The following is a 21890-nucleotide window of genomic DNA, read 5'->3' as shown; positions in this document are numbered from 1 at the left end:
TAAATAACTGATCCCAATAGTGCTACACCTTCGCTGTGCCATAGCCATTCCCCGGGAAAGGAGACACGGTATCCATGAAGTGTTTCACTCGGGCCAGCAGGTTTGCCATCCCTCTGCATTGATGATTGCGCGTGATGGTTTCATGTAACTTGTGCCATAGCCGTTCTATGTGATTAACCCAAGGGCTGTAAACTGGCTGGAACACCAGGCAGAACTTGGGATTCTTCTTCAACCATCGCTCGGTCTGTTTGCTTTTGTGAATGATGTAGTTATCGAGGATCAACGTGATGGTTTTGGCTCGTCGGTAGTGGTGGCGCAGCTTTTCCAGCATGGCAATAAACAGCGATGAGTTTTTCTTGATCCCGCTGACGTAAAGTACCCTTCCGTTGCCTGCGTGGAGAACGCCTGCCAGATAATGCTTGGCATTCTGCCCCGGTGTGACAACCCGCTTTTGCTGCGCTCTGAACATCCAGTCGGCTCCTAATTTGGGATTGAGGTCTATATCGACTTCATCCTCATAAAACACCGGATTATCGGCATCACAGCGGGCCAGCGCGGCGTCGATATTCGCCATTTTTTCCTGATAGGCTGGGTCTTTTATCCGCAAGGTCGGCACGGGCCTGCGCCAGACAATGCCCATACGAGGTAACCATCGGCGGAGCGTGGAGGCTGCCACATTGAGCCCTGTTAACCGATTGATTTTTATAGCCAATAGTTCAGTACACCAACGGCTGCGCTGATAACCAAAATCTTGCGGAGAAAACTGCATGAGCAGCACCAGTAAGGTGACAATCTTGGCGATAGGTAAGACTGGGGCACGGCCAGCCGGTAAGGCTTCTAGCGCATCTATGCCTTCATCTCGATACCACCGAAGCCAACGACCGATGGTCGAGCGCGCAGCGCCGGTAAGGTGATGAACATCGGTGATCGTGCGTCCTTCATGTAACAGCAAGATGGCCATCAAGCGACGAGCATGTCCTTTATCACGGGTGGCATGGATGATTTTGTGAATGCGGCGCCGTTGTGGTCGTGGCAGAGGTGGTAGGATAGGCATCAACTCAGTCCTTTGGGTGTGGCTTGTTTTGTTTAGCGACTAATCAGATCGCACAAACTGGACTGAGTTCCCTTCCTCCGGTGATCTACTATTCGGAACAGCTATTTAATCTCGCACAATTAATTAACGATTCGCCGAATGAAATGAGTGGGTTAGGATAATTGGCAATATTGAGTCAGTTGCCATTAAGGTTTTTTCTTTATACTCACCGGCCGAAAAAATTCACCACCATTTAATTTAGGAGTTATCCGATGCGCAATACCACCTTGCTGGGCCTGGGCCTGCTGGTCGCAAATAGTGCTTATGCTGATTTGGGTGAAATTCCCAAGGAGTCTGGCTGGTCCGGTTTCCTGCTTGGCGGGGTCAGTGTCATCAATTACGAATCGAATTTTTATAGCGGTGATGATGAAAACCGCCGCCTGAGCGGACTGGGCAGTGCCGAGAGCAGCTCCGCCGTTGCCCCGCTGCTCAACGCCGATATCCGCTACACCTTTGCCGATACCCGCACCCAGGTCTTCCTCGGTAACCTGATCCAGGATGCCATCCGTTTCGACTTCACCCAGCAGCTCGGTATCCGTCAGGAAATGAGCGACAAGGGCATCGTAGCTGGCTCCGTGGTCTTTAATGCCATGCCGACCGAGCAATGGAGCGATCCCTTCGCGGTGGGTGTCGACCGTCAGTCGACCGATATCAAGTCAAAAGGGGTTCGCTTCGCCTGGGACAGCATCTGGGGTAGCAACTTCAATGGCAGCCTGACCACCCGCAACATCGAGGTAGATGAGGAGCGCAGCGGCCAGCAATACGATAAGGATAACCAGACAGACTATGCAGCCAAGCTGGATCGCAACGGCAAGATCCACGCCCTCGACCTCTCCTACAAATGGCAGCTGGCACCCGGTCAGATGCTGGAGCCAGCCTTTATCTACCGCCAAGCCGATCTGGATGGCAGCGCCCAAAGCTACAAGAGCAACGGCCTGCAGTTGACCTACGGCATGCGCGCTTCCCAGTGGTCTTTCGTCAGCAACGCCTATCTGGGCCAGACCAAATATGATGAGGCCAACCCGATCTTTGGCCAAAACGCCGACTCCGACGAGTTTGCCCTGACCGGTACCTTCTTCTGGCACCGCCTGTTCGGTATTGCTCCGCTCTCCGCAACCTTTACCGCTGGCTATGCCAAGTCCGATTCCGACATCAACTTCTACGATTCTGAATCAGTGATGTTCAACACCGGCCTGCTCTACAACTTCTAACAACGGTTGTGCGCACCGATACAACAAGGCCACCCGAAGGTGGCCTTGTTGCTATCCGGCATTTGCCTCAGATACCCAAAGAGTCGAGCAGATCGTCGTGATCGTTGGCAACCGGAGCTGCCGCCTGAGCCGGCTTGGCGGCATCCTGCTTGGCCTGGGCGATCAGCGCATCGGGATCCAGCTCCTCGTGCTCCATCCCCTCATTGTGGATACGGATGAACTCGGTTTTGTCCATCGCCAGCTCCAGATAGAAGATGTTGTTGCGGGCGGTGAAGAAGGTAACGCGGCGGGACTCCGGGCTGTCGAGATTGGTATCGACACTCAGCATCACCTGCTTGTTTAGCGCCAGCATCTTCGGCTGGTTCTGGGTGATGTGAGTCTGCAGATCGCGGCCCACCTTGACGGTAAAGCTACCGACGATCTGGTTCATCAGCTCGCCCATCACGTTGCTCACCTCGTCAGAGGTGTGGGAGATGGCGAGATCCTCCTTGGAGAGTCCCATGCTCAGCATGTAACTCTCGTACAGCTCCATGGCGGCGGCGGCGGAGAAGTTGATCACCACCAGACCGGAAAAACCGCCATCGAACAGCACGAAGCAGCCGATATCCGGCTTGAGGCAGGTCTTGCTGATCCGCTGCACCATGCCGGAAAACCGCACCTGACTCATGGTCGCAGCACTCAAAACGTCCGTCACCGAGTTGCACAGGCTGAGCAGCACATCCTCTGTGGTCAATACGGCATCGTCATCGGATCTTGTCACTATCATGGGACCTTCCTGAACATCGAAAATGGGCTTATCTATACCATAACTCTAACAGATGGCGCGGCCCGGAGACTGAAATAGCGACACGCCTCTCAGTTGACTCCGTTATCAGCAGCCACAGGGGTGAAACCGCTCAGCTTGGCGAGCCGGGCACGCCATATATCGGCCTGCTGGACCAAAACTTGTGGCTCATAAGGCACGACCGGATGAGCCCCCCAGATGGGGCCGGGCCAAGCGCGATCCGTCGCAAAGCGGGCTACATGGTGAAGGTGGAGTTGCGGCACCAGATTGCCCAGCGCGCCGATGTTGATCTTGTCCGGGCTGAGGGCCTGTTCCATCAGGTTGGCGACAGCGCAGGACTCCTGCATCAGCTGTTGCTGCTGCTCCGGAGCCAGATGGTGAATTTCCCGCAGGTTGGCTACTCGCGGTACCAGGATCAGCCAGGGATACTGGCTGTCTTTGGCCAGCAAGACACGGCAGAGGGGCAGATCCCCAAGCCACCGGGTATCTGCCTGCAGGCGTGAATGCAATTCAAACATGAAAACCTCGTTGAGTACGATGAACAGAGCGCCTGAAAAAGGAGTGTCCACGTTACTGCAACGGGCATAAAACTTAAAGCTGCGGCACGGCCCAACCGATAAAGCGCTTGCGCAGAGCCGGATCGGCCTGGAGGAACAGCTGCTGCAACTGCCCTTCCAGCTCGCTGGCAGCCACAACAGGTTGAGAGCCGCCAGAAACTGCATTGATTGACGGAGCCGCAACCACTCCCGCTGTCAGCGCCGCCTTGCCGCCGCTGCGATTGTATTCAGCCAGTTTGCCGCTCCAATCCACCCCAAGCAGCATACCGCTGGTCACCAGCACATCCTGCTGGATGGCAAGCTCGCGGCCATTCTCCTGCAGCGCTACCACAGGAGCCTTGGCATACGCCTGCATCCCCCGCTCGTCTCCCGGTACGCTGGCCGTCAGCTGCAAATGCTGATTGCTGCCCTGATAGCGCACCACCTGCGGCTCGGAGCGCACCTGCCGGTCATTCTCGCTGCTGCTGCGGCTGGGGATCACCCCCTCGAAGCGCACCAGCAGTTGCTGCTCGCCATCCGCCAGGGTGGCATGCTGCTCATCCTGCAAGGTGCCGTTGCTCACCGCGAGAATGCGGAAATTCTCCGGCACCTTCACGTCCACCATGGCCTGCACACTGCCAGCCCCCAACACTGCACAGAGCAGCACAAACCCGGTCAACCCTCTATTACTCTTCATTCCCGCTGATCTTCCTGATGCCGATGATGGGCGCAGGGTAGCAGCCGAAGATGACAGAAAAATAACGCCGCTCAGAGCAGGTAGTGGGGTCGCTCGGCAAACCACTGGGCCAGCACCTGCTTGAACAGCCGGATCTTGCGTGGCACCCGCCGCTGCTGGGCATGCAGCACATGAAGCTGATGCAGGCCGCTCTGCCACTCGTCGAGCACGGTCACCAGCTCTCCTGCCGTCAGCAGCGACTCCACCAGCATCAGCGGGCACTTGGCATAGCCCATACCGGCGCGCGCCAGTTGCAATACTGTACTGTAGTGGTTGGCTCGCACCTTGCCCTGTACCAGAATGTGAGCCTCTTCCCCCTCACGGATAAAGTGCCACTGCTCCCAGGCCGGATTGTGCCCCTGCAACAGGCAGTTGCGCCCGCTCAGCTCATAGGGAGTGGCAGGACGCCCCTCCCGCGCCACCAGCGCGGGGCTGGCCACCACCACATCCTTGAGCCGCCCCAGCGGCAGGGCCACCAGATTGTCCGGCACCTCGTTCATGGCGCGCAGGGCGATGTCGTTCTCCCCCTGACTCATGTCGACCATCTGGTTGGTGAAGTTGAGCTCCACCTCCACTCCCGGGCAGAGCACGGCAAAGCTGGCCAGCAGCTCGCTCACCATGCGATCGCCGGTACTGACCGGGCAGGTAAAACGCAGGCGACCGCCATCCTCTTCGGTCAGCGCCTGAATATCTTGCTCCGCTTGCCGCGCCAGCGCGAAGATCTCCCCCGCCTGCTGGTAGAGGGTCTTGCCCGCCTCGGTCAGACTGAGGCGGCGGGTGGTGCGCTGCAACAGTTGTGCATTGAGGGAGGCCTCCAGCGCGCTGACATGGCGGCTCAGCATCCCCTTGCTGACCCCCAGCGTATCGGCAGCAGTCGAGAAACTGCCGCGCAGCACCACCTCATAAAAGCTGGCCAAATGGGCGATATCCATCATTAGCTCCAATATGGAAACAATGGGTTTATTTTACGCGCTTTTTCGCATTTTCTGTTGCGCTAGAATCAACACATCCCAACCAGGAGTGATGCAGATGAAAATTGTGATTGTGGGTGCCTCCGGCACCGTCGGCTCCGCGGTCAGTGAACTGCTTGCCAAAGATCATCAGGTGATCCGGGTCGGCCACAGCCGTGGCGATGCCACGGTCGACATGCGCGATCCCGCCTCCATCAAGGCGCTGTTTGCCCAAGTGGGCCAGTTTGATGCACTGGTTGTCGCCAGCGGCAGCGTGGCCTTCAACGGCCTGACCGAGATGACCGACGAGCAGTGGCAGGTGGGACTGGAGAGCAAGCTGATGGGCCAGATCAACCTGACCCGAGCCGCCATTCCCTATCTGACTGACAAGGGTTCCATCACTTTGATCAGCGGTATTCTGAGCGAGGAGCCGATCAACTGGGGGGTGAGCGCCAGCACCGTCAACGGCGCCATCGATCACTTTGTGAAAGCGGCCGCCTGCGAGCTGCCAAGGGGCCTGCGCATCAACGTGGTGAGCCCCACCGTGCTGGCGGAGTCGATGGACAAATACGCCGACTTCTTCCCGGGGTTCGTGCCGGTGCCCGCCGCCAAGGTGGCGCAGGCTTACAAGAAGTCGGTGTTGGGCATCCAGACCGGTCAGGTGTTCAGGGTCAACGGCTGAGCGCAGCTCGCTTGCCGCCAGACCAGCAATAAAAACGGGCCCCATAGCGGGGCCCGTCTGTTTCTCTGCCTCTCTCCATCGCCACCAGCAAACGTTTGTTTGTTGGCGACAAAAAAAGAGAGCAACACTTAGTCGATCAGACCGTACTGATCGCGCAGCACCTCGATGATCTCCTGCTTGGGATTGGCAGAACGCGCCAACTTGTGGCCGATGATCTTCTCGGCGATCCCGACGTAGGTGTTAGAGATATCCATCATCACTTCGGTCGGCAGCTTGTTGTCGCGGGCCAGGGCAAAACGTTCCGGCATGCGGTTCTTGTTGAGCAGGATGTCCGGATCCGGGAAGTGGTTGAGCAGCCACTGACGGAAACCCTCTTTGGACTTCTCGACGATCTGGCCATCGCGCAGGGCCGCGCCATCCCAGATACGGGAGCTGTCGGGGGTGCCCACTTCGTCCATGTAGATCAGCTTCTCGTTGCCGGCGGCATCGTGGACGTAACCAAACTCGAACTTGGTATCGACGAAGATCTGATCCAGCCCAGCCAGCGCGTCGCTAATGACGTTGAAGCCCTCTTTGAGCAGCACTTCGTAGCGGTCGATGTCGGCCGGTTTGCTGAAGTTGAAGCCTTTATAGTGGCGCTCGATATCGGCACGGGAGACGTTGACGTCATCGGCTTCCGGCACGCCATCCAGCCCAGTCAGCACGCCCTTGGTGGAAGGGGTGATGAGGATCTCCGGCAGTTTCTGATCCTTGTTCAGCCCTTCCGGCAGGGTAATGCCGCAGAACTCGCGCTCGCCATCCTTGTAGGCACGCCACATGGAGCCGGTGATGTATTGGCGGGCAATCGCCTCGATCATCACCGGACGGGCTTTTTGCACGATCCAGACGAAGGGGTGCGGAATATCCAGAATGTGGCTGTCGGCCAGTCCCTTCTCCTTGAACAGCTTGAACCAGTGGCTGGAGATGGCGTTGAGCGCCGCCCCTTTGCCCGGCACGCCGTTCAGGCCATCCACACCTTGCCAGATGCAATCGAAGGCCGAGATGCGATCGCTGATCACCATGAGGGCGAGGGGCGCATCGGCCGGCACATCATAGCCTTTCTCTTTTATGAGCCGGGCACTGTCTTCGGGGGTCAACCAGTAGACGCTGCGCACTTTGCCGGAATGGACAGGTTTATCGGTACGGATCGGCAAATCGTCATTCACCGCCAATACTTGATCTGCAAGACTCATGGCTAATAACACTTCCTGTTTGTGGGGGGTAAACATCGCGAGTTCCTCACCTGCGCGCTCTGTTTGCAACGGGCTGGCAAGGGGACTCGCATCATCGAAAACCGCTTGGAATCCCCGCGTTTTCAGAGGGATTCAGATAACAAAACAGGGGCACAAGGCCCCTGTATTTATTCTGCTTTTGCTGCTGCCTGATCGGCCAGCCCCTTGGCGAACGCCTCGGACAGGCTGATATACATTTGGGAGATAACCCCGGACGATACCGGCTTCTTGTCCTTGTCGAACAGGGTGATGGAGGTCTTGCCTCCCGCCATTTCGCCAAGCTGGAAGCGGTATTTCTCCTCCTCCAGTTTGAACGGCTCGCTCCCTTTCGCCTTCCAGAACTCGGCGCCCGGCTCTTCGTATTCGACGTCGATCCAGCCCAGTGACTGCTGGGTATCCTTGATGGTGAAACCGTAAGCAGGCAGTACCTGATTGAGGCGACGCCACACCTGGTCAAAGGAGCCTTCGGCAATCCAGGCGCTCAGTTCGTTGTTGTCCAGACCCAATTGCAGACCCATACCATCGTTGGACTTGTGCTGCTCGCGGGCTTTCAGCTGGCTGTCGTAATAGAGCGAGAACTGGTTCAGCACTCGCGCGGCATAGCGCTGGGCATCGGCAGGGGTCAGCTTGTTGCTGGTCTCGCCATCGATGGTCTCTTCGTGATCCAGTACCCGGACCGACATGTTGACGGCGTGGCGCTGGGCATCGTTGCGCACGGTGAACTGGTAACGCTGACGGATTTTGAAGTCTTCATCATCTTCGCCCCAGCCATCGAGGGCGACCGTGTTGTCAAACCAGCCGGTCTGCAATACGCCATCCTGCTGATCCAGCTTCTCGGTGGTGACCTTGTATTTGGCCAGGAAGTTCATCAGGAACGACCAGGTATCGCGCTCCACGCTCTGGCTGGTGCTCAGGGCATAGAAGGCAACGGTCGGTTCGGTTGCGCTCTGCACCACCTGACTGCCCGGTACCACGGTCAGCAATTGAGCGGGTGGGCGCACATCGACCTGGGCGCCGAGGGCACCTTCACGGCTGCTTTCGGGAAGCGGCGGGATGTCGTACTGGCTGTTGAAGGTGGGGGCACTCAATCCTGCGGGGATCAAGAACGCGCGGCCCTCGAGGCGGGCATCTTCATAACCGAAGTCGCGGTTGGCCATTTTGCGATCCTGGGGGGTGCTGCAACCGGCCAATACGGCCACAGTCGCAACGCTCAGCACCAGACGGGCTCTATTTCCCTTTCCATTAGATTTAAACACTCGCCATCAACTCCGCTGTGGTCAGTGCTCGCGCCATCAGCTGCTCGCCCTCGGGGGTGAGGTCAACCAGCGGCAGGCGCAAGGTGGCTGTTGCAATCAACCCCAGTTGGGCACAGGCCCATTTCACCGGGGTGGGGCTCGGTTCGCAGAACAGAGTCTTGTGCAACGGCATCAAGAGATTGTTGATGTCATGCGCCTGCCCGGCATCACCGGCCAGCGCAGCACGACACATGTCGGCCATCTGGGCCGCCGCAATATTGGTGGTGACCGAAATCACGCCATCGCCACCTTGCAGCATAAAATCACAACCAGTGGCATCGTCGCCACTGTAGAGAGCAAACTCCGGCCCGCACAGCTCGCGCAGCAGCGGAGTGCGGCTCAAATCGCCAGTTGCCTCTTTCAAACCGATAATGCCGGGAACCTTGGCCAGACGGGCCACTGTCTCCGGTTTGAGATCGCAACAGGTGCGACCGGGCACATTATAAAGAATTTGGGGCAGACCACTAGCCTCGGCGATCGCACAATAGTGGCGATAGAGACCTTCCTGAGTGGGCTTGTTGTAGTAAGGAGTCACCGAGAGACCCGCCACCACGCCGGTTTTGGCCAGTCGCTTTGCCAATTCAATGGCATGGGCAGTATTGTTGGAGCCGCAACCGGCGATGACGGGAATACGTCCGGCGGCATACTCAACGGTCTTTTCAACGACGGCGATATGCTCCTGCTCGCTCAGGGTCACCGATTCCCCTGTGGTCCCCACCGCAACAATGGCGCTGGTCCCGGCGCTGACATGATAGTCGACCAGTTTGGCCAGACTGGCCCAATCGACTTCACCTGAAGCCAGCATGGGGGTAACGAGCGCAACAATACTACCGCGTAACATGGACTTTTCTCCCGATTTTCAGGGGCGTAATGGTAAAGCTGACCCCTTTGAAAAACAAGGGAGAGAGGGGGCAAGCCGTGATACCATCCGGAACAAAAAGTAATGGACGAAAGTCGGCAACGTCCCTCAGGGAGTGGCCATCAGGGCCGGAGGGTTGGCTTGCCAGCGCGGCTTTCGCAACGAAATAACGGACGAGAGAAGATTTATGACTCACTACCTGGTCGTAACGGCCATCGGCACGGACAGGCCTGGCATCGTCAATGAAGTGACCCGCCACGTCAGTGGCTGTGGTTGCAACATTGTGGACAGCCGCCTTGGCATCTTCGGCAATGAATTTACCTTTATCATGCTGCTCTCGGGCGACTGGAACAGCATGATGCAACTCGAAATCAGCCTGCCCCTGCGTAGCCAGGAGTGGGATCTCATCACCATGATGAAACGCACCGAACGCCACCAGTCCCTGCAGTATGACATCCGCGCCAGTGCCGACCTGTTGATCCGCGACGAGCCCGGCATCGTAAGCCAGTGCACCCAGTTCTTCAGCGAACATGGCTGGAACATTCAGGCGATGCAATCCATGACCCTGGAGCAGCAGCCGTTCAACCTGCTGAAGATCAGTTTTCAGCTCAATCTGGCCAGAGAGGGTGAAGTGGAAGGTTCGCAAACCGCCTTCGCCGAATTCTGTCGTCAACTGGGTGCCGAATCGTTCGAGTTTATCGTCAATCGCAAACACGCCTGAGGGCGTTTTACCCGAGGAGACCCCATGCAACCACTACAAGCTGGCAGCCCCGCCCCCGATTTCTCCCTGCCCGACCAGAATGGCAATCAGGTCAGCCTCGCTGGCCTGCGCGGCAAGAAGGTGCTGGTCTATTTCTACCCCAAGGCGATGACCCCCGGCTGCACCACCCAGGCCTGCAGCCTGCGCGATGTGAACGCCGAGCTGGCCGCCCTCAATGTGGTGGTGCTTGGCATCAGCCCGGATCCGGCCAAACGTCTGAAAAAGTTCGAAGAGCGGGACCAGCTCAACTTCACCCTGCTGGCCGATGAAGACCACGCCGTCGCCGATGCCTTTGGCGTCTGGGGCCCGAAGAAGTTCATGGGCAAAGAGTATGACGGCATTCACCGTCAGAGCTTCCTGATCGACGAAGAGGGCAAGATTGCCCACCACTTCGACAAGTTCAAAACCAGCGATCACCATCAGGTGGTACTGGATTTCCTCAAGGGATAACCCTCCCCTGCGTTATTGAAAGGCCTGCCATGCAGGCCTTTTTCGTCTGCTCAGCCGCTCCTTGCCAGCGGATTTTTCTCACCAACTCCCCCGCCCAGATCAAAAAATTCATTTTATATATGGGTTAACGTGATCCCAGAATCATCTTCCAGCGAGATATCCCATGAACATGAGCAACACTGAGCGTTTGATCCTGAGCAACCAGTACGAAATTCTGGCGAAACTCAATCCAGAGAAAGCGGACGTCTACCAGCGTGCCAGCACCATCATCGAGCGCGGCTACTGCCTGCAGATCCTCGAGCTGGAGAAGAGCTTCGGCCATCTGGATCTGGCGACCTGCCAGGAGGTGATCGACACCCTCGAGCTGCACCACGCGCTGGCCATCTCATGGGGCAATCTGGATGCCGCCGATCAGGGCGAGTTCAACGCCAGTCGGCTGGAGTTCAACGGCTACAGCCGCAGCCAGGAGCGTGAGCTGGCCGACTACGTCTGCTTCCTGCTGGAGGTGGACAAGCGCTTCCCCGAGCTCAAGTGCCCGTGCGATGAGCTCTCCAGCGACATCGCCATGCGCGACAAGTATCAGCGGATGCTGCAGGTGTGGCGTCAGTGCCCCCGTCAGTACAAGCTCTCCATCCAGGAGATCCGCAAAGTGCTGGCTGCCTGATGGCAGACCACCAGACAACAAAAAAGGCGCCAGTGGCGCCTTTTTGCATCTGAATCGGGTTATTCGTAGAGAAACGATTTATCGAGCTGCTGAAACGCAGCCTTGAGGGTATCGGCCAGCTCTTCATAGCGCGGCTGTGACACCAGCTGACGGCGGCCGCCCTGCTCGTTCATCTTGCCGTTGATCTCCCGATACCAGCTCGCCAGCGACGGGGGCAAGCGGGTATCGGCACGCTGGCCGAGCCAGTAGTAACCCTGCAGCGGCAAGCTGAGCAGAAACAGCACGGAGGTGATGACGGAAGGCCAGTAGTGCAGCTCACCAAACTGGAACTGCAGCATCACGCTCAGCACCGCCAGCGCGGGGATCACCTTGAGGGCGAACTCGGTCGCCTTGATCACCCGATTTTCAGGAAACATCGAATTGAGCTCGGGACGGCGCGGCCAAAGCGTCATATAATGGCGGCCTTGCTGTAACTTAGTTCCAAAAATGTTCATGCTCATACTACCTCCGAGCGCTTTTTGAACGTACTAACGGCAAAACCTCGACAAAATTTGATGCAAAGTAACAAAGGTTGAGGATGACTTTGTTATTTTTCAACAATCGGGTTATCCTTTGTACGCCCATTTTTGCGTCAAAAGCTTCTTGCTATTGACCTGTCAGGGACGTCTGGATTTCGGGTCTTGTATCACTATACAAGGGGCAAGCAACAGATTGCCAACCCTCATAAGGATAAGTTGAAAGTTTTTGGCCGCACCGCGTCCAACGCATCCGCCTACACAACCCAATCTGCGATAGGATTTATTCATGAGTAAGCTGGTTCTTGTTCTTAACTGTGGCAGCTCTTCCCTGAAGTTTGCCGTCATTGACGCAACCACCGGTGATGACCTGCTGTCCGGCCTGGCCGAGTGCTTCAACCTCGACGACGCCCGCATCAAGTGGAAACTGAATGGCGAGAAAGGCAGTGCCGATCTGGGCGCGGGTGCCGCTCACCAGGAAGCGCTGGACTTCATCGTCAACAAGATCCTGCCGCTCAACCCGGAACTGTCCAAGAACCTGATCGCCATCGGTCACCGTGTTGTTCACGGCGGTGAGCGCTTCACCTCTTCCGTCGTTATCTGTGACGACGTGATCGCCGGCATCGAAGCCGCCGTTCCGTACGCGCCGCTGCACAACCCGGCTCACCTGATCGGTATCCGTGAAGCCCGCCGCGTATTCCCGGCGCTGGCTGACAAGAACGTGGCCGTATTCGATACCGCGTTCCACCAGTCCATGCCGGAAGAAGCCTTCCTGTACGCTCTGCCGTACAAACTCTACAAAGAGAACGGCATCCGTCGCTACGGCGCTCACGGCACCAGCCACTACTACATCAGCCTGGAAGCAGCCAAGCAGCTGAACAAGCCGGTTGAAGAGCTGAACATCATCAACTGCCACCTGGGCAACGGCGGTTCCGTCTGCGCCATCAAGAACGGCAAATCCGTTGATACCTCTATGGGTCTGACTCCGCTGGAAGGTCTGGTGATGGGTACCCGCTCCGGCGATCTGGACCCGGCCATCATCTTCTTCCTGCACGACAAGCTGGGCATGAGCGTGGCCGATATCAACACCATGCTGACCAAAGAGTCCGGCCTGCAGGGTCTGACTGAAGTGACCTCCGACTGCCGTTTCGTTGAAGACAACTACGACAGCAAAGAAGAAGCCAAGCGTGCTATGGACGTGTACTGCTATCGCCTGGCCAAGTACATCGGCGCCTACGCTGCCGCCATGGACGGTCGTCTGGACGCCGTTGTTTTCACCGGTGGTATCGGTGAAAACTCCGCCCCGATCCGTGAAATCACCCTGAACAAGCTGGGTCTGCTGGGCTTTGACGTTGATCACGACGCCAACCTGAAGGCTCGTTTCGGCAAGGGTGGCGAGATCACCAAGGCTGGTTCTACCAAGGCCCTGGTTATCCCGACCAACGAAGAGTGGGTTATCGCCCACGACGCGCTGGAACTGGTCGGCGCTTAATTGACGCAGTAACTCGAGGCCGCCCACAGGGCGGCCTTTTCCTGATCCCAAAAAATGAACAAGGGGTATAAAGTGGCACGCACTATTATGCTTATCCCGGTCGGCACTGGTGTCGGCGTAACTTCCGTGAGTCTGGGCGTTGTTCGCGCCATGGAACGTCACGGTGTCAATGTCAGCTTCTTCAAACCGGTTGCCCAGCCGCGTCCGGGTGAAACCGGTGCCGAGCGCTCAACCGCCGTTATCCGCGCTGCTGCCAACATCAATCCGCCCGAGCCCTTCACCCTCTCCTACGCCGAGAACATGATCAGCTCCAGCAACACCGACATCCTGCTGGAAGAGATTGTTGCCCGCTTCGAAGAGCACGTGAAATCCAGTGGTGCCGAAGTGCTGGTTGTCGAAGGTATGGTGCCGACCGACAAGCAGCCCTTTGCCAACAAGCTGAACTACGACGTCGCTAAAGCTCTGGATGCCGACATGGTATTCGTGACCCATCCGGGCCATGACTCCAGCCAGAAGCTGAAAGAGCGCATCGAGCTGGCCTGCTCCAACTTCGGTGGTGTCAACAACCCCCGCATTGTTGGTTGCGTGATCAACAAGGTGGGCGCGCCGGTTGACGAGCATGGCGTAACCCGCCCTGACCTGACCGAGATGTTCGAAGCCCATCACCACGCTTCTGACGCGGCTCACAACCTGGAAGTGCTGCAAGTGTTCGGCAAGAGCCCCCTGCGCATCCTGGGTTGCATCCCCTGGAACACCCAGCTGATCGCCCCGCGCGCCAAGGATCTCGCCAAGCATCTGGCCGCCAAGATCCTGCACAAGGGCGAGCTGGACAGCCGCCGCCTGCAGACCGTGACCTTCTGTGCCCGCTCCATCCACAACATGGTCGAGCACTTCCGTCCGGGCAGCCTGCTGGTCACCTCCGGCGACCGCTCTGACGTCATCGTCTCTGCCTGCCTCTCCGCCATGAACGGCGTCAAGCTGGGCGCCCTGCTGCTGACCGGTAACTACCATCCGGAGCCGCAGGTAATGGCGCTGTGCCAACAGGCCATGGCCACCGGCCTGCCGATCATGATGACCGGTACCAACACCTGGCAGACCGCCGTCAGCCTGCAGAACTTCAACGTCGATATTCCGGAAGATGACCGCGAGCGTATCGAGCTGGTGCAGGACTATGTGGCTGGCCACATCGACAAGCACTGGATCGAGTCGCTGACCGTCAGCTCTACCCGTTCCCGTCGTCTGAGCCCGCCGGCATTCCGTTATCAGCTGACCGAGCTGGCCCGTCAGGCCAACAAGCGTGTCGTGCTGCCGGAAGGCGACGAGCCGCGCACCATCAAGGCTGCCGCCATCTGTGCCGAGCGTGGCATTGCCCGTCCGGTGCTGCTGGGTAACCCGGAAGAGATCCGTCGCGTTGCCGAACAGCAGGGTGTTGTTCTGACCGATCGCGTCGAAATCATCGATCCGGCCGTTGTGCGCGAACGCTATGTGCCGCGTCTGGTCGAGCTGCGCAAGAACAAGGGCATGACCGAAGTGGTTGCTCGCGAGCAACTGGAAGACAACGTGGTACTGGGTACCATGATGCTGGAGCGCAATGAAGTTGACGGCCTGGTATCCGGCGCGGTGCACACCACTGCCAACACCATCCGTCCGCCGATGCAGATCATCAAGACCGCTCCGGGCTCTTCCCTGATCTCCTCCATCTTCTTCATGCTGCTGCCTGACCAGGTGCTGGTCTACGGTGACTGCGCGATCAACCCGGATCCGACTGCCGAGCAGCTGGCCGAAATCGCCATCCAGTCCGCCGACTCTGCTGCCGCGTTCGGCATCGAGCCGCGCGTAGCCATGATCTCCTACTCTACCGGTACCTCTGGCGCCGGTGCCGATGTAGAGAAAGTGCGTGAAGCGACCGAGCTGGCCAAGGCCAAGCGCCCCGATCTCATCATCGACGGCCCGCTGCAGTACGACGCGGCCATCATGGAGAACGTGGCCAAGTCCAAGGCACCGAACTCACCGGTTGCCGGTAAAGCTACTGTGTTCGTCTTCCCTGACCTGAACACAGGTAACACCACCTACAAGGCGGTACAGCGTTCCGCTGACCTGGTCTCCATCGGCCCGATGCTGCAAGGCATGCGCAAGCCGGTCAACGACCTCTCCCGTGGCGCCCTGGTTGACGACATCGTCTACACCATCGCCCTGACCGGTATCCAGGCTGCACAGGCTGACGAACAAGCCTAATCAGCATCCGCCTGAAAAAACCGATCACAAAGGCTGCTCACCCCAGGTGAGCAGCCTTTTTTATTGGTTCTCTCTTTGAAGACCAGTGAAACATGCCATCCGCACTTTGTGGAGCAGAATAATTCCATCCGGCACCTCCACAACGGTTTGAGCAGAGCATCTCGGGGAAGTCTGCTCGTCAAATCAAAGATGCATCTGAAATACATTCCAGATCATAAGGTTGGCTATACGGCGGCATTCATGGCTAAGCGCTTATAGCAAATCCGCCACCATCGGCATGAGAATTTGACCTGTTAGAAATAGCAGTGAAAAAGACCCGTTCGATACGCTATTTCTCAAAGTGCCCACTCGGCAAAATCCAACATCATGGAGGAATGGAAATGCTGATGAAGAAGTTCTCTGCAATCATGCTGCTGGCCTGCTTGCCCCTGTTCAGCCAACCCGTGCTGGCCGCAGATAAGGCAACGCCCAAGCAAACAACCACGACCGCGGTCGCCAAGGAGTCCGGCAAGCTGAATATCAATACGGCCACCCTTGCCGAACTCACCAGCCTGAAAGGGATTGGCGACAAGAAGGCACAGGCCATCGTCGACTATCGGGAAAAACAGGGAAAGTTCACCTCGGTCGATCAGCTGGCAGATGTCAATGGCATTGGCCCAGCCACGCTGGAAGCCAACCGTGACATGATCATCGTCAAATAACGTCCGAGCACTGCATATGCAAATGGGGCAGCCTGTGGCTGCCCCATTTTTCTTGGAGTATCATGGCCGCACTTTAATCCCGCTGGATAGTTTTCCATGAAAAAGACTCCTCTGACAGTTCGCAAGGCCGTGCTCCCGGTAGCCGGTTTGGGTACCCGTATGCTGCCAGCCACCAAGGCTATCCCGAAAGAGATGCTGCCGGTGGTCGACAAACCGCTGATCCAGTACGTAGTGCGCGAAGCCATCGCCGCCGGTATCAAAGAGATCGTGCTGGTCACCCACTCAAGCAAGAACTCCATCGAAAACCACTTCGACAAGAGTTTCGAACTGGAAGCTACCCTCGAGAAGCGGGTCAAGCGTCAGCTGCTGGAAGAGGTGCAACAGATCTGCCCGAAAGACGTCACCATCATGCACGTCCGTCAGGGGGAGGCCAAAGGTCTGGGCCACGCGGTGTTGTGTGCCCGCCCGCTGATCGGTGACAACCCCTTCGCCGTGCTGCTGCCGGATGTACTGATTGATGAAGTGGCCAGCGACCCGAAAAAAGACAACCTGGCCGAGATGGTGCACATGTTCGAAGAGAACCAGATCAGCCAGATCATGGTGGAAGCGGTTCCCGAGAGCGAAGTGGACAAGTACGGCATCGCCGACATCAAGGGCGAGGCCCTGAGCGAGGGGATGTCCCTGCCGATGCAGGCCATTGTCGAGAAGCCGCCCCGTGACGAAGCCCCCTCCAATCTGGCGGTGGTGGGTCGTTACGTCCTCTCCTCCAATATCTGGCCGCTGCTGGAGAAGACCCCGGCCGGTGCCGGTGACGAGATACAGCTGACCGATGCCATCGCCATGCTGATGGAGCAGGAGCAGGTCAACGCCTACTTCATGAAGGGCAAGAGCCACGATTGCGGCAGCAAGCTGGGCTACATGAAAGCCAATGTGGAATATGGTGTGCGCCATCACGAGCTGAATGGTGAATTCATCGGCTGGCTGAAGCAGTTCGTCAAGCAGTTGTAATCGCTGATAAATCTGTTTTTTATAGACGTATTTAAGGGGCATCAAATGATGCCCCTTTTTCATTTTTGCAACAAAAAATCAATCAAGAGTAAATAAACTCTCAGCAAATCATAATGTTGTAATTTATTCACACATGCTCTATAAGGATTGAGGCGTGTTTCTCGCCCTTGCATAAAAAACTCAAAAAAATATAAGACACAGGTGGAAGTTCCAATGAATAACCCGTCAAAAGGGACCTTTTTAGGTCACCCTAAAGGGCTTTTTTTGCTCTTTAGTACCGAACTGTGGGAGAGATTCTCCTATTACGGCATGCGTGCCGTACTGGTGCTCTATCTGACCGACCTGACTGCCAACGGCGGTCTGGGCTGGAGTCAGGCAGATGCCCTCAAACTCTACGGTATCTATACCGGTCTGGTTTATATCACTCCGCTGATCGGCGGCTGGCTGGCTGACACCTTCCTGGGTCAACGTCGCGCCATCCTGATCGGTGCCGTGCTGATGGCCGCAGGTCAGTTCACCCTGGCACTGCCCCACGCTATGTTCCCGGATATGGTCAACACCATGTTCTACACGGGCCTCGCGTTGCTGATCGTGGGTAATGGCCTGTTCAAGCCGAACATCTCCACCATGGTGGGTGACCTCTATGAAGAGGGCGATCACCGCCGTGATGGTGCTTTCACCATCTTCTACATGGGTATCAACCTGGGTTCCCTGCTGGCAGGCGTGATCTGTGGTGCTGCCGCTACGGCCTACGGCTGGCAAGCTGCCTTCGTCGGCGCCGGTATCGGTATGCTGCTCTCTCTGGTGATCCAGGCCACCATGGCCCAGCGTTTCCTGGGTGACATCGGTCGCGTCACTGCCGCCCAGCGCGCAGCCGCCCTGCGTACTACCGAGCAGAAAGCACCGCTGACCAAGCAGGAAGTGGATCGCATCAAGGTTATTCTGGTACTGGGTCTGTTCACCATCATCTTCTGGGCCGGTTTCGAGCAGGCCGGTGGTCTGATGAACCTCTACACCCAGGAGTATACCGACCGCATGATCGGCAGCTTCGAAGTGCCGACCGCCTGGTTCCAGTCCCTGAACCCCTTCTTCATTATCACCCTGGCACCGGTCGTTGCGGCCATCTGGATCAAGCTCGGCAAGAAAGAGCCGAACTCTCCGGTGAAATTCGCCATGGGTCTGCTGTTCCTGGCTATCGGCTTCCTGTTCATGGTCGGTGCCGTGCTGCAGCAGGGTGGTGACAACACCGTCAAGACCTCCATGTTCTGGCTGGTAGGTGCTTACCTGTTCCACACCTTGGGCGAGCTCTGCCTCTCCCCGATCGGCCTCTCCATGGTGACCAAGCTAGCTCCGCTGCGTCTGGCTTCCCTGATGATGGGCGCCTGGTTTGGCTTCGTTGCCCTGGCCAACTACGCTGCGGGCTTTATCGGCTCCTTCGTGGGTGAAGCCGGTCCGATCGCCATCTTCGGTGGCATCGCCTTGGCTGCGATACTGAGCGCCCTGATCCTGCTGACCATGGCCAACCGCCTGGTCTACTGGATGCACGGTGCCGAAGGCCCGGCCAAAGAGCCGCAAGTTCAAGAGAAGAAACTGCAATCCGCCACCGTCTAAACGGTCAGGATTGTAAACAACAAACAGGGCGCCCATCGGCGCCCTGTTTGTTTTGGCCTGTTTATCAGGCGGCATCAGTGATGACGAACCTGCACATCCAGCGAGCCGCCGCTGTCGCTGCGAAACTGCAGGGCGAACGGTTCATGCCAGCTACGTTTGTGCAGGGCGTAGTGGCTGCTGCGCATCAGACCAAGGGGTAGCCCGCCGGAGCGCATCAGCCAGTGGGGAGAGGTGAGCCCTGCGTTGGCAAACACCAACCCATCATGCAGATCAAACAGCAGCGCCGCCATGGCAAAAGAGTGGCGAAGCCCGGACGCCATCAACTGATGGTTGAGGTAGTCGAGCAACCGGTGCGGCTGGCTCAGCAACCGGCTCTCGTTCTGCTGAAACTGGCGATAGGGGACGTTCATCAAGGAGCGCACCAGTGCCCCACAAAATGCCGCATCCGTCCCCATGATCGGCAGCTCCATCACCAGCACCAGCAGCTTGTCTTCCACCTTGAAGGTATCGGGAATAAACAACTGACCCAGCCCCTTGAACGTAACCTGCCAGGGGCCCCACTCCTGCAAGCCCGGCGGCTTGAGCCCCGCCAGCAGGCGGCTGGCCGCCTTGTCGTGGGCACTGAAATAGTCGATGTGATCCATCAGCTCAAGCTGCTGCGCCCGGTTGGCGCTGCCGTTGAGACACTGTTCGATACTGCGCTCGACCAGCGCGTAATCCTCGAGGGGTTTGAGCAGATAGTCCCGCGCACCGGCACGCAAGGCGCTGGCAACCGCCTCCATGGTGCTCTGGGCCGAAATAACGATAACCGGAATATGGGGATAGCGCGCAGAGAGGCAGGCGATCACCTCGTGGCCATTCATATTGGGCATATTGAGATCGCACAACACTACATCGGGATGGTAGAGGGCCGCCGCCGATAGCCCCTCAATACCATCTTCGGCCTGAAACACCGTTGCCCCGTCCCGTGCGAGGTAACTCACTAACGAGTGGCGAAAAACAGCTTCGTCCTCCACCATCAGGATCCGTAGCCCGGCTCTTAACATCTTGATAAAGCTCTTATTAGTCAATTGGTTATTTAGGTATTAAGACTAGTTCAAAAGTCCGGTATCCGCGGAAACGATGTGTCAAAAATAGACCTTGGTCAGATTCTGAAATACAGATAGCTCTATTAACAACCACATAGCAGTGCCGTATCTCCTCGTTATGTCGCAACCCCATGCGAATTGTGCAAGTGGGCGCCATAAGGGATAATGCCCCCACTCCAGCTCGTGAAGAAGACCATGACCCCAGCCGAATACAGCGCCCTTGCCCACCCCAGATTGTCCCATCCGGCTCGCAGTCTCTATACCCTGCAGCTGCGCCGACTGGTGCTGGAAAATCAGGCGGCCAGGCTCAACTATCCCGAGCTGGGTCGGGCGCTGGCGGTGGCCGATCCGGGTGATCCCTGCGGCTTCTCGTTTCAGGTCAATGCCCGCCAGCTCACCGAGCTGTTCGATGAACTGATGGAGGCGGGCCTGCTGCAAATCGAGGCCCAGCCAGAGAGTGAGCACTACCATCAGTGCCCGTTCCGGTTGCCGCTACTGACCCAGAAATTGCGCAGCCCGCTGCCGGAACGCCCCTTCCAGATGCATCTGCAATGGCGCCCGGACGAAGAGCTGCCCGCCCTCGCCCATCTGTGCGGGGTGATCGATGCCAGCTATAACGAAGAGGATCTGGGAGAATTTATCGCCTACTGGCTGGGGCGCCCCGAGGTGTTCGACTCCCAGCATCAATGGATGCTCAAGTTCATTCGCGCCCTCAAGACCCGCCGCTATACCCGTCGCAAACCGATGGAGGTGCAGGGCTACCAGCAGGTGACGCCGGCCCCGCCAGAGTCGGGCCCCAGCAAACGGGCCCAACAGATGATTGAAGAGGCCAAGCGACTGGCCCAACAGCAGACGCAAGAACCCGCAGCGCAGCAGGAGTCGGATAATGATTGATAGCGGCCCCCGCCTGCAGGCAGAATCAACCCCTTGTCTACCCATCCCTGATCGAGCAGAAGGAGCATTCCATGACTGACCCGCAAGATCCCCTGCGCCAGGAGCTGGAAGAGATCGAAGCCAAGCGCCAGAAGATCGCCAAGGCCAAGCAGGATCACCGCATTCACGACCCGGAATTGAGTCGCCATGTGGGTGGCCTGCTGGAGCGCATTCGTCGCCTGCAACAAGAGACCGGCGGCAGTCAGTATGACTACGAGACTCTGCGCAAGGAGTATGACGCCAAGGCCAACGCCGAGGTGCGCGAGCTGCAGAAAGCGGCCCGTCAGGAGCGGATCCAGAAGCTGATCGCCCAGGCCGACCTCAACCCCGACTGGGTATTTGACAAGATGGATGCCGGTGACCCGGCGCTGCAATACCCCATCGAAACAGCCCGTTACTTTATCAGCGGCTTCGAGCACTGGGAGAAGAGCGGTGGCGGCTGCATGCTGATCTACGGCGACTACGGCACCGGCAAGTCAACGCTGGCGGGAGCGGTGGCGCATGAGCTGATCGCCCGTCACCAGAAATCGGTGATCTTCCAGCAGTGGGCCTCCATCGTCGATCGGCTGTTCTTCAACGTCATCCCCGACCAGGATGAGCGCAACCAGTACCGCCGCGCACTGGAAGAGGTGGATCTGCTGATCATCGACGAGGTATCGGCCAACCGCGCCAAAATGGCGGAGAGCCAGTCCAGCTTCCTCGGCCACCTGCTGCGCCGCCGTCGCAACCTGTCAAAGAGCGTCATCATCATCACCAACCACACACCCCAGAGCCTGCATCAGGCGATCGGTGATTTCAGCTATGAGGCGATCAAGGCGTTCAATCCGGTGGATATCCACCTGAGCGGCCCAAGCCGTCGCCCCAGCATCGGCAACTACAACGGCTGATCCCTCTCAAAGAGTGCGAGTCGCTGGAGGCTCGCACTCTCTCCTCCCTGCCAGCTCACAAATAGAAACAACTCTCATTTACAGCAAGCGAACAAGCCACTAGGCTAGCCCCTTTTGCCAAGGGAGCTC

At 57.8% G+C, this 21890-nt stretch carries 22 protein-coding genes; 12 read left to right on the top strand and 10 right to left on the bottom strand.

Annotation, left to right across the window (positions count from 1 at the left end):
- Positions 1-22: 22 nt before the first annotated feature.
- Positions 23-1054 carry an IS630-like element ISAhy2 family transposase gene (locus AB5Y84_RS02605; RefSeq protein WP_001809438.1) on the bottom strand — a complete coding sequence of 344 codons (1032 nt, stop codon included), beginning with the start codon at positions 1052-1054 and terminating at the stop codon, positions 23-25.
- A 251-nt stretch (positions 1055-1305) separates the two neighbouring features.
- Between AB5Y84_RS02605 and AB5Y84_RS02600 the strand changes: the two genes are divergently transcribed.
- Positions 1306-2304 (top strand): DUF2860 family protein, encoded by a 999-nt coding sequence (locus AB5Y84_RS02600; RefSeq protein ID WP_335849223.1) that lies wholly within the window; start codon positions 1306-1308, stop codon positions 2302-2304.
- A gap of 67 nt (positions 2305-2371) precedes the next feature.
- Here the strand turns inward: AB5Y84_RS02600 and AB5Y84_RS02595 are convergent, their stop codons facing one another.
- The 4 genes from AB5Y84_RS02595 to AB5Y84_RS02580 all read right to left on the bottom strand — a co-directional run bounded on the left by AB5Y84_RS02595 (position 2372) and on the right by AB5Y84_RS02580 (position 5292).
- On the bottom strand, positions 2372-3070 hold the full coding sequence (locus AB5Y84_RS02595) for a DUF3334 family protein (RefSeq protein ID WP_005339098.1): 699 nt from the start codon (positions 3068-3070) through the stop codon (positions 2372-2374).
- An 89-nt stretch (positions 3071-3159) separates the two neighbouring features.
- A complete protein-coding gene (locus tag AB5Y84_RS02590; protein WP_088870095.1) occupies positions 3160-3606 on the bottom strand; it encodes an HIT domain-containing protein in 447 nt (148 codons plus the stop codon).
- 73 nt (positions 3607-3679) lie between these two features.
- Positions 3680-4321 carry a DUF2057 domain-containing protein gene (locus AB5Y84_RS02585; protein ID WP_139399056.1) on the bottom strand — a complete coding sequence of 214 codons (642 nt, stop codon included), beginning with the start codon at positions 4319-4321 and terminating at the stop codon, positions 3680-3682.
- Positions 4322-4392: 71 nt separating this feature from the next.
- On the bottom strand, positions 4393-5292 hold the full coding sequence (locus tag AB5Y84_RS02580; protein WP_139399055.1) for a LysR family transcriptional regulator: 900 nt from the start codon (positions 5290-5292) through the stop codon (positions 4393-4395).
- A gap of 97 nt (positions 5293-5389) precedes the next feature.
- Between AB5Y84_RS02580 and AB5Y84_RS02575 the strand changes: the two genes are divergently transcribed.
- Positions 5390-5992, top strand: a complete 603-nt coding sequence (locus AB5Y84_RS02575) for a short chain dehydrogenase (protein WP_021231956.1) — start codon at positions 5390-5392, stop codon at positions 5990-5992.
- 128 nt (positions 5993-6120) lie between these two features.
- Here AB5Y84_RS02575 and AB5Y84_RS02570 read toward each other — a convergent pair whose 3' ends face one another.
- The 3 genes from AB5Y84_RS02570 to dapA all read right to left on the bottom strand — a co-directional run bounded on the left by AB5Y84_RS02570 (position 6121) and on the right by dapA (position 9399).
- Positions 6121-7224, bottom strand: coding sequence for a phosphoribosylaminoimidazolesuccinocarboxamide synthase (locus tag AB5Y84_RS02570; protein ID WP_368176307.1), 1104 nt, complete (start codon positions 7222-7224; stop codon positions 6121-6123).
- Between the two features lie 167 nt (positions 7225-7391).
- A complete protein-coding gene (gene bamC / locus AB5Y84_RS02565) occupies positions 7392-8519 on the bottom strand; it encodes an outer membrane protein assembly factor BamC (protein ID WP_005349235.1) in 1128 nt (375 codons plus the stop codon).
- On the bottom strand, positions 8512-9399 hold the full coding sequence (dapA, locus tag AB5Y84_RS02560; RefSeq protein WP_005349232.1) for a 4-hydroxy-tetrahydrodipicolinate synthase: 888 nt from the start codon (positions 9397-9399) through the stop codon (positions 8512-8514). Before dapA ends, bamC begins: the two co-directional genes overlap by 8 nt.
- A gap of 205 nt (positions 9400-9604) precedes the next feature.
- On the opposite strand from dapA, the gene AB5Y84_RS02555 reads away from it, so the two are divergent.
- The 3 genes from AB5Y84_RS02555 to AB5Y84_RS02545 all read left to right on the top strand — a co-directional run bounded on the left by AB5Y84_RS02555 (position 9605) and on the right by AB5Y84_RS02545 (position 11291).
- Entirely contained in the window at positions 9605-10138 is a 534-nt protein-coding gene (locus AB5Y84_RS02555; protein WP_064337273.1) for a glycine cleavage system protein R, read from the top strand.
- A gap of 24 nt (positions 10139-10162) precedes the next feature.
- Positions 10163-10627, top strand: a complete 465-nt coding sequence (gene bcp, locus AB5Y84_RS02550) for a thioredoxin-dependent thiol peroxidase (protein ID WP_005358255.1) — start codon at positions 10163-10165, stop codon at positions 10625-10627.
- Positions 10628-10790: 163 nt separating this feature from the next.
- A complete protein-coding gene (locus AB5Y84_RS02545) occupies positions 10791-11291 on the top strand; it encodes a YfbU family protein (protein ID WP_368176306.1) in 501 nt (166 codons plus the stop codon).
- Positions 11292-11350: 59 nt separating this feature from the next.
- On the opposite strand, the gene yfbV is transcribed toward AB5Y84_RS02545, so the two are convergent.
- A complete protein-coding gene (yfbV, locus tag AB5Y84_RS02540; RefSeq protein ID WP_005339116.1) occupies positions 11351-11791 on the bottom strand; it encodes a terminus macrodomain insulation protein YfbV in 441 nt (146 codons plus the stop codon).
- Positions 11792-12095: 304 nt separating this feature from the next.
- Between yfbV and AB5Y84_RS02535 the strand changes: the two genes are divergently transcribed.
- From AB5Y84_RS02535 to AB5Y84_RS02515, 5 genes are all read left to right on the top strand, one after another.
- Entirely contained in the window at positions 12096-13298 is a 1203-nt protein-coding gene (locus AB5Y84_RS02535; RefSeq protein ID WP_005339118.1) for an acetate kinase, read from the top strand.
- Between the two features lie 54 nt (positions 13299-13352).
- Positions 13353-15533 (top strand): phosphate acetyltransferase, encoded by a 2181-nt coding sequence (pta, locus tag AB5Y84_RS02530; protein WP_005339119.1) that lies wholly within the window; start codon positions 13353-13355, stop codon positions 15531-15533.
- A gap of 380 nt (positions 15534-15913) precedes the next feature.
- Complete coding sequence (locus AB5Y84_RS02525; protein WP_040065014.1) at positions 15914-16234, top strand: ComEA family DNA-binding protein; 321 nt, start codon at positions 15914-15916, stop codon at positions 16232-16234.
- 96 nt (positions 16235-16330) lie between these two features.
- Positions 16331-17242, top strand: coding sequence for a UTP--glucose-1-phosphate uridylyltransferase GalU (gene galU, locus AB5Y84_RS02520; protein WP_005339121.1), 912 nt, complete (start codon positions 16331-16333; stop codon positions 17240-17242).
- Between the two features lie 213 nt (positions 17243-17455).
- Entirely contained in the window at positions 17456-18853 is a 1398-nt protein-coding gene (locus AB5Y84_RS02515; RefSeq protein ID WP_368176305.1) for a peptide MFS transporter, read from the top strand.
- A gap of 74 nt (positions 18854-18927) precedes the next feature.
- Here the strand turns inward: AB5Y84_RS02515 and AB5Y84_RS02510 are convergent, their stop codons facing one another.
- Positions 18928-19899, bottom strand: a complete 972-nt coding sequence (locus AB5Y84_RS02510; RefSeq protein WP_368176304.1) for a response regulator — start codon at positions 19897-19899, stop codon at positions 18928-18930.
- Positions 19900-20136: 237 nt separating this feature from the next.
- On the opposite strand from AB5Y84_RS02510, the gene AB5Y84_RS02505 reads away from it, so the two are divergent.
- Positions 20137-20835 (top strand): DnaT-like ssDNA-binding domain-containing protein, encoded by a 699-nt coding sequence (locus AB5Y84_RS02505; RefSeq protein ID WP_368176303.1) that lies wholly within the window; start codon positions 20137-20139, stop codon positions 20833-20835.
- Positions 20836-20906: 71 nt separating this feature from the next.
- On the top strand, positions 20907-21761 hold the full coding sequence (locus tag AB5Y84_RS02500; protein WP_064341084.1) for a DnaA/Hda family protein: 855 nt from the start codon (positions 20907-20909) through the stop codon (positions 21759-21761).
- Positions 21762-21890: the final 129 nt, after the last annotated feature.

This window comes from Aeromonas sp. s11 (assembly GCF_040907945.1).
Lineage (GTDB): Bacteria > Pseudomonadota > Gammaproteobacteria > Enterobacterales > Aeromonadaceae > Aeromonas > Aeromonas veronii.
The sequence above is the reverse complement of the archived record's forward strand: the minus strand, read 5'-3'. Positions and strand labels throughout refer to the sequence as shown.

What these genes read in the sequence shown, in the direction of transcription:
- AB5Y84_RS02590 (WP_088870095.1), bottom strand. Translation starts at nt 3,606, where the DNA reads ATGTTTGAATTGCATTCACGCCTGCAGGCAGATACCCGGTGGCTTGGG.
- yfbV (WP_005339116.1), bottom strand. Translation starts at nt 11,791, where the DNA reads ATGAGCATGAACATTTTTGGAACTAAGTTACAGCAAGGCCGCCATTAT.
- AB5Y84_RS02605 (WP_001809438.1), bottom strand. Translation starts at nt 1,054, where the DNA reads ATGCCTATCCTACCACCTCTGCCACGACCACAACGGCGCCGCATTCAC.
- AB5Y84_RS02545 (WP_368176306.1), top strand. Translation starts at nt 10,791, where the DNA reads ATGAACATGAGCAACACTGAGCGTTTGATCCTGAGCAACCAGTACGAA.
- AB5Y84_RS02600 (WP_335849223.1), top strand. Translation starts at nt 1,306, where the DNA reads ATGCGCAATACCACCTTGCTGGGCCTGGGCCTGCTGGTCGCAAATAGT.
- pta (WP_005339119.1), top strand. Translation starts at nt 13,353, where the DNA reads ATGAACAAGGGGTATAAAGTGGCACGCACTATTATGCTTATCCCGGTC.
- AB5Y84_RS02510 (WP_368176304.1), bottom strand. Translation starts at nt 19,899, where the DNA reads ATGTTAAGAGCCGGGCTACGGATCCTGATGGTGGAGGACGAAGCTGTT.
- galU (WP_005339121.1), top strand. Translation starts at nt 16,331, where the DNA reads ATGAAAAAGACTCCTCTGACAGTTCGCAAGGCCGTGCTCCCGGTAGCC.
- AB5Y84_RS02595 (WP_005339098.1), bottom strand. Translation starts at nt 3,070, where the DNA reads ATGATAGTGACAAGATCCGATGACGATGCCGTATTGACCACAGAGGAT.
- AB5Y84_RS02525 (WP_040065014.1), top strand. Translation starts at nt 15,914, where the DNA reads ATGCTGATGAAGAAGTTCTCTGCAATCATGCTGCTGGCCTGCTTGCCC.
- AB5Y84_RS02585 (WP_139399056.1), bottom strand. Translation starts at nt 4,321, where the DNA reads ATGAAGAGTAATAGAGGGTTGACCGGGTTTGTGCTGCTCTGTGCAGTG.
- AB5Y84_RS02575 (WP_021231956.1), top strand. Translation starts at nt 5,390, where the DNA reads ATGAAAATTGTGATTGTGGGTGCCTCCGGCACCGTCGGCTCCGCGGTC.
- AB5Y84_RS02580 (WP_139399055.1), bottom strand. Translation starts at nt 5,292, where the DNA reads ATGGATATCGCCCATTTGGCCAGCTTTTATGAGGTGGTGCTGCGCGGC.
- AB5Y84_RS02505 (WP_368176303.1), top strand. Translation starts at nt 20,137, where the DNA reads ATGACCCCAGCCGAATACAGCGCCCTTGCCCACCCCAGATTGTCCCAT.
- dapA (WP_005349232.1), bottom strand. Translation starts at nt 9,399, where the DNA reads ATGTTACGCGGTAGTATTGTTGCGCTCGTTACCCCCATGCTGGCTTCA.
- AB5Y84_RS02555 (WP_064337273.1), top strand. Translation starts at nt 9,605, where the DNA reads ATGACTCACTACCTGGTCGTAACGGCCATCGGCACGGACAGGCCTGGC.
- AB5Y84_RS02500 (WP_064341084.1), top strand. Translation starts at nt 20,907, where the DNA reads ATGACTGACCCGCAAGATCCCCTGCGCCAGGAGCTGGAAGAGATCGAA.
- AB5Y84_RS02515 (WP_368176305.1), top strand. Translation starts at nt 17,456, where the DNA reads ATGAATAACCCGTCAAAAGGGACCTTTTTAGGTCACCCTAAAGGGCTT.
- AB5Y84_RS02570 (WP_368176307.1), bottom strand. Translation starts at nt 7,224, where the DNA reads ATGAGTCTTGCAGATCAAGTATTGGCGGTGAATGACGATTTGCCGATC.
- AB5Y84_RS02535 (WP_005339118.1), top strand. Translation starts at nt 12,096, where the DNA reads ATGAGTAAGCTGGTTCTTGTTCTTAACTGTGGCAGCTCTTCCCTGAAG.
- bcp (WP_005358255.1), top strand. Translation starts at nt 10,163, where the DNA reads ATGCAACCACTACAAGCTGGCAGCCCCGCCCCCGATTTCTCCCTGCCC.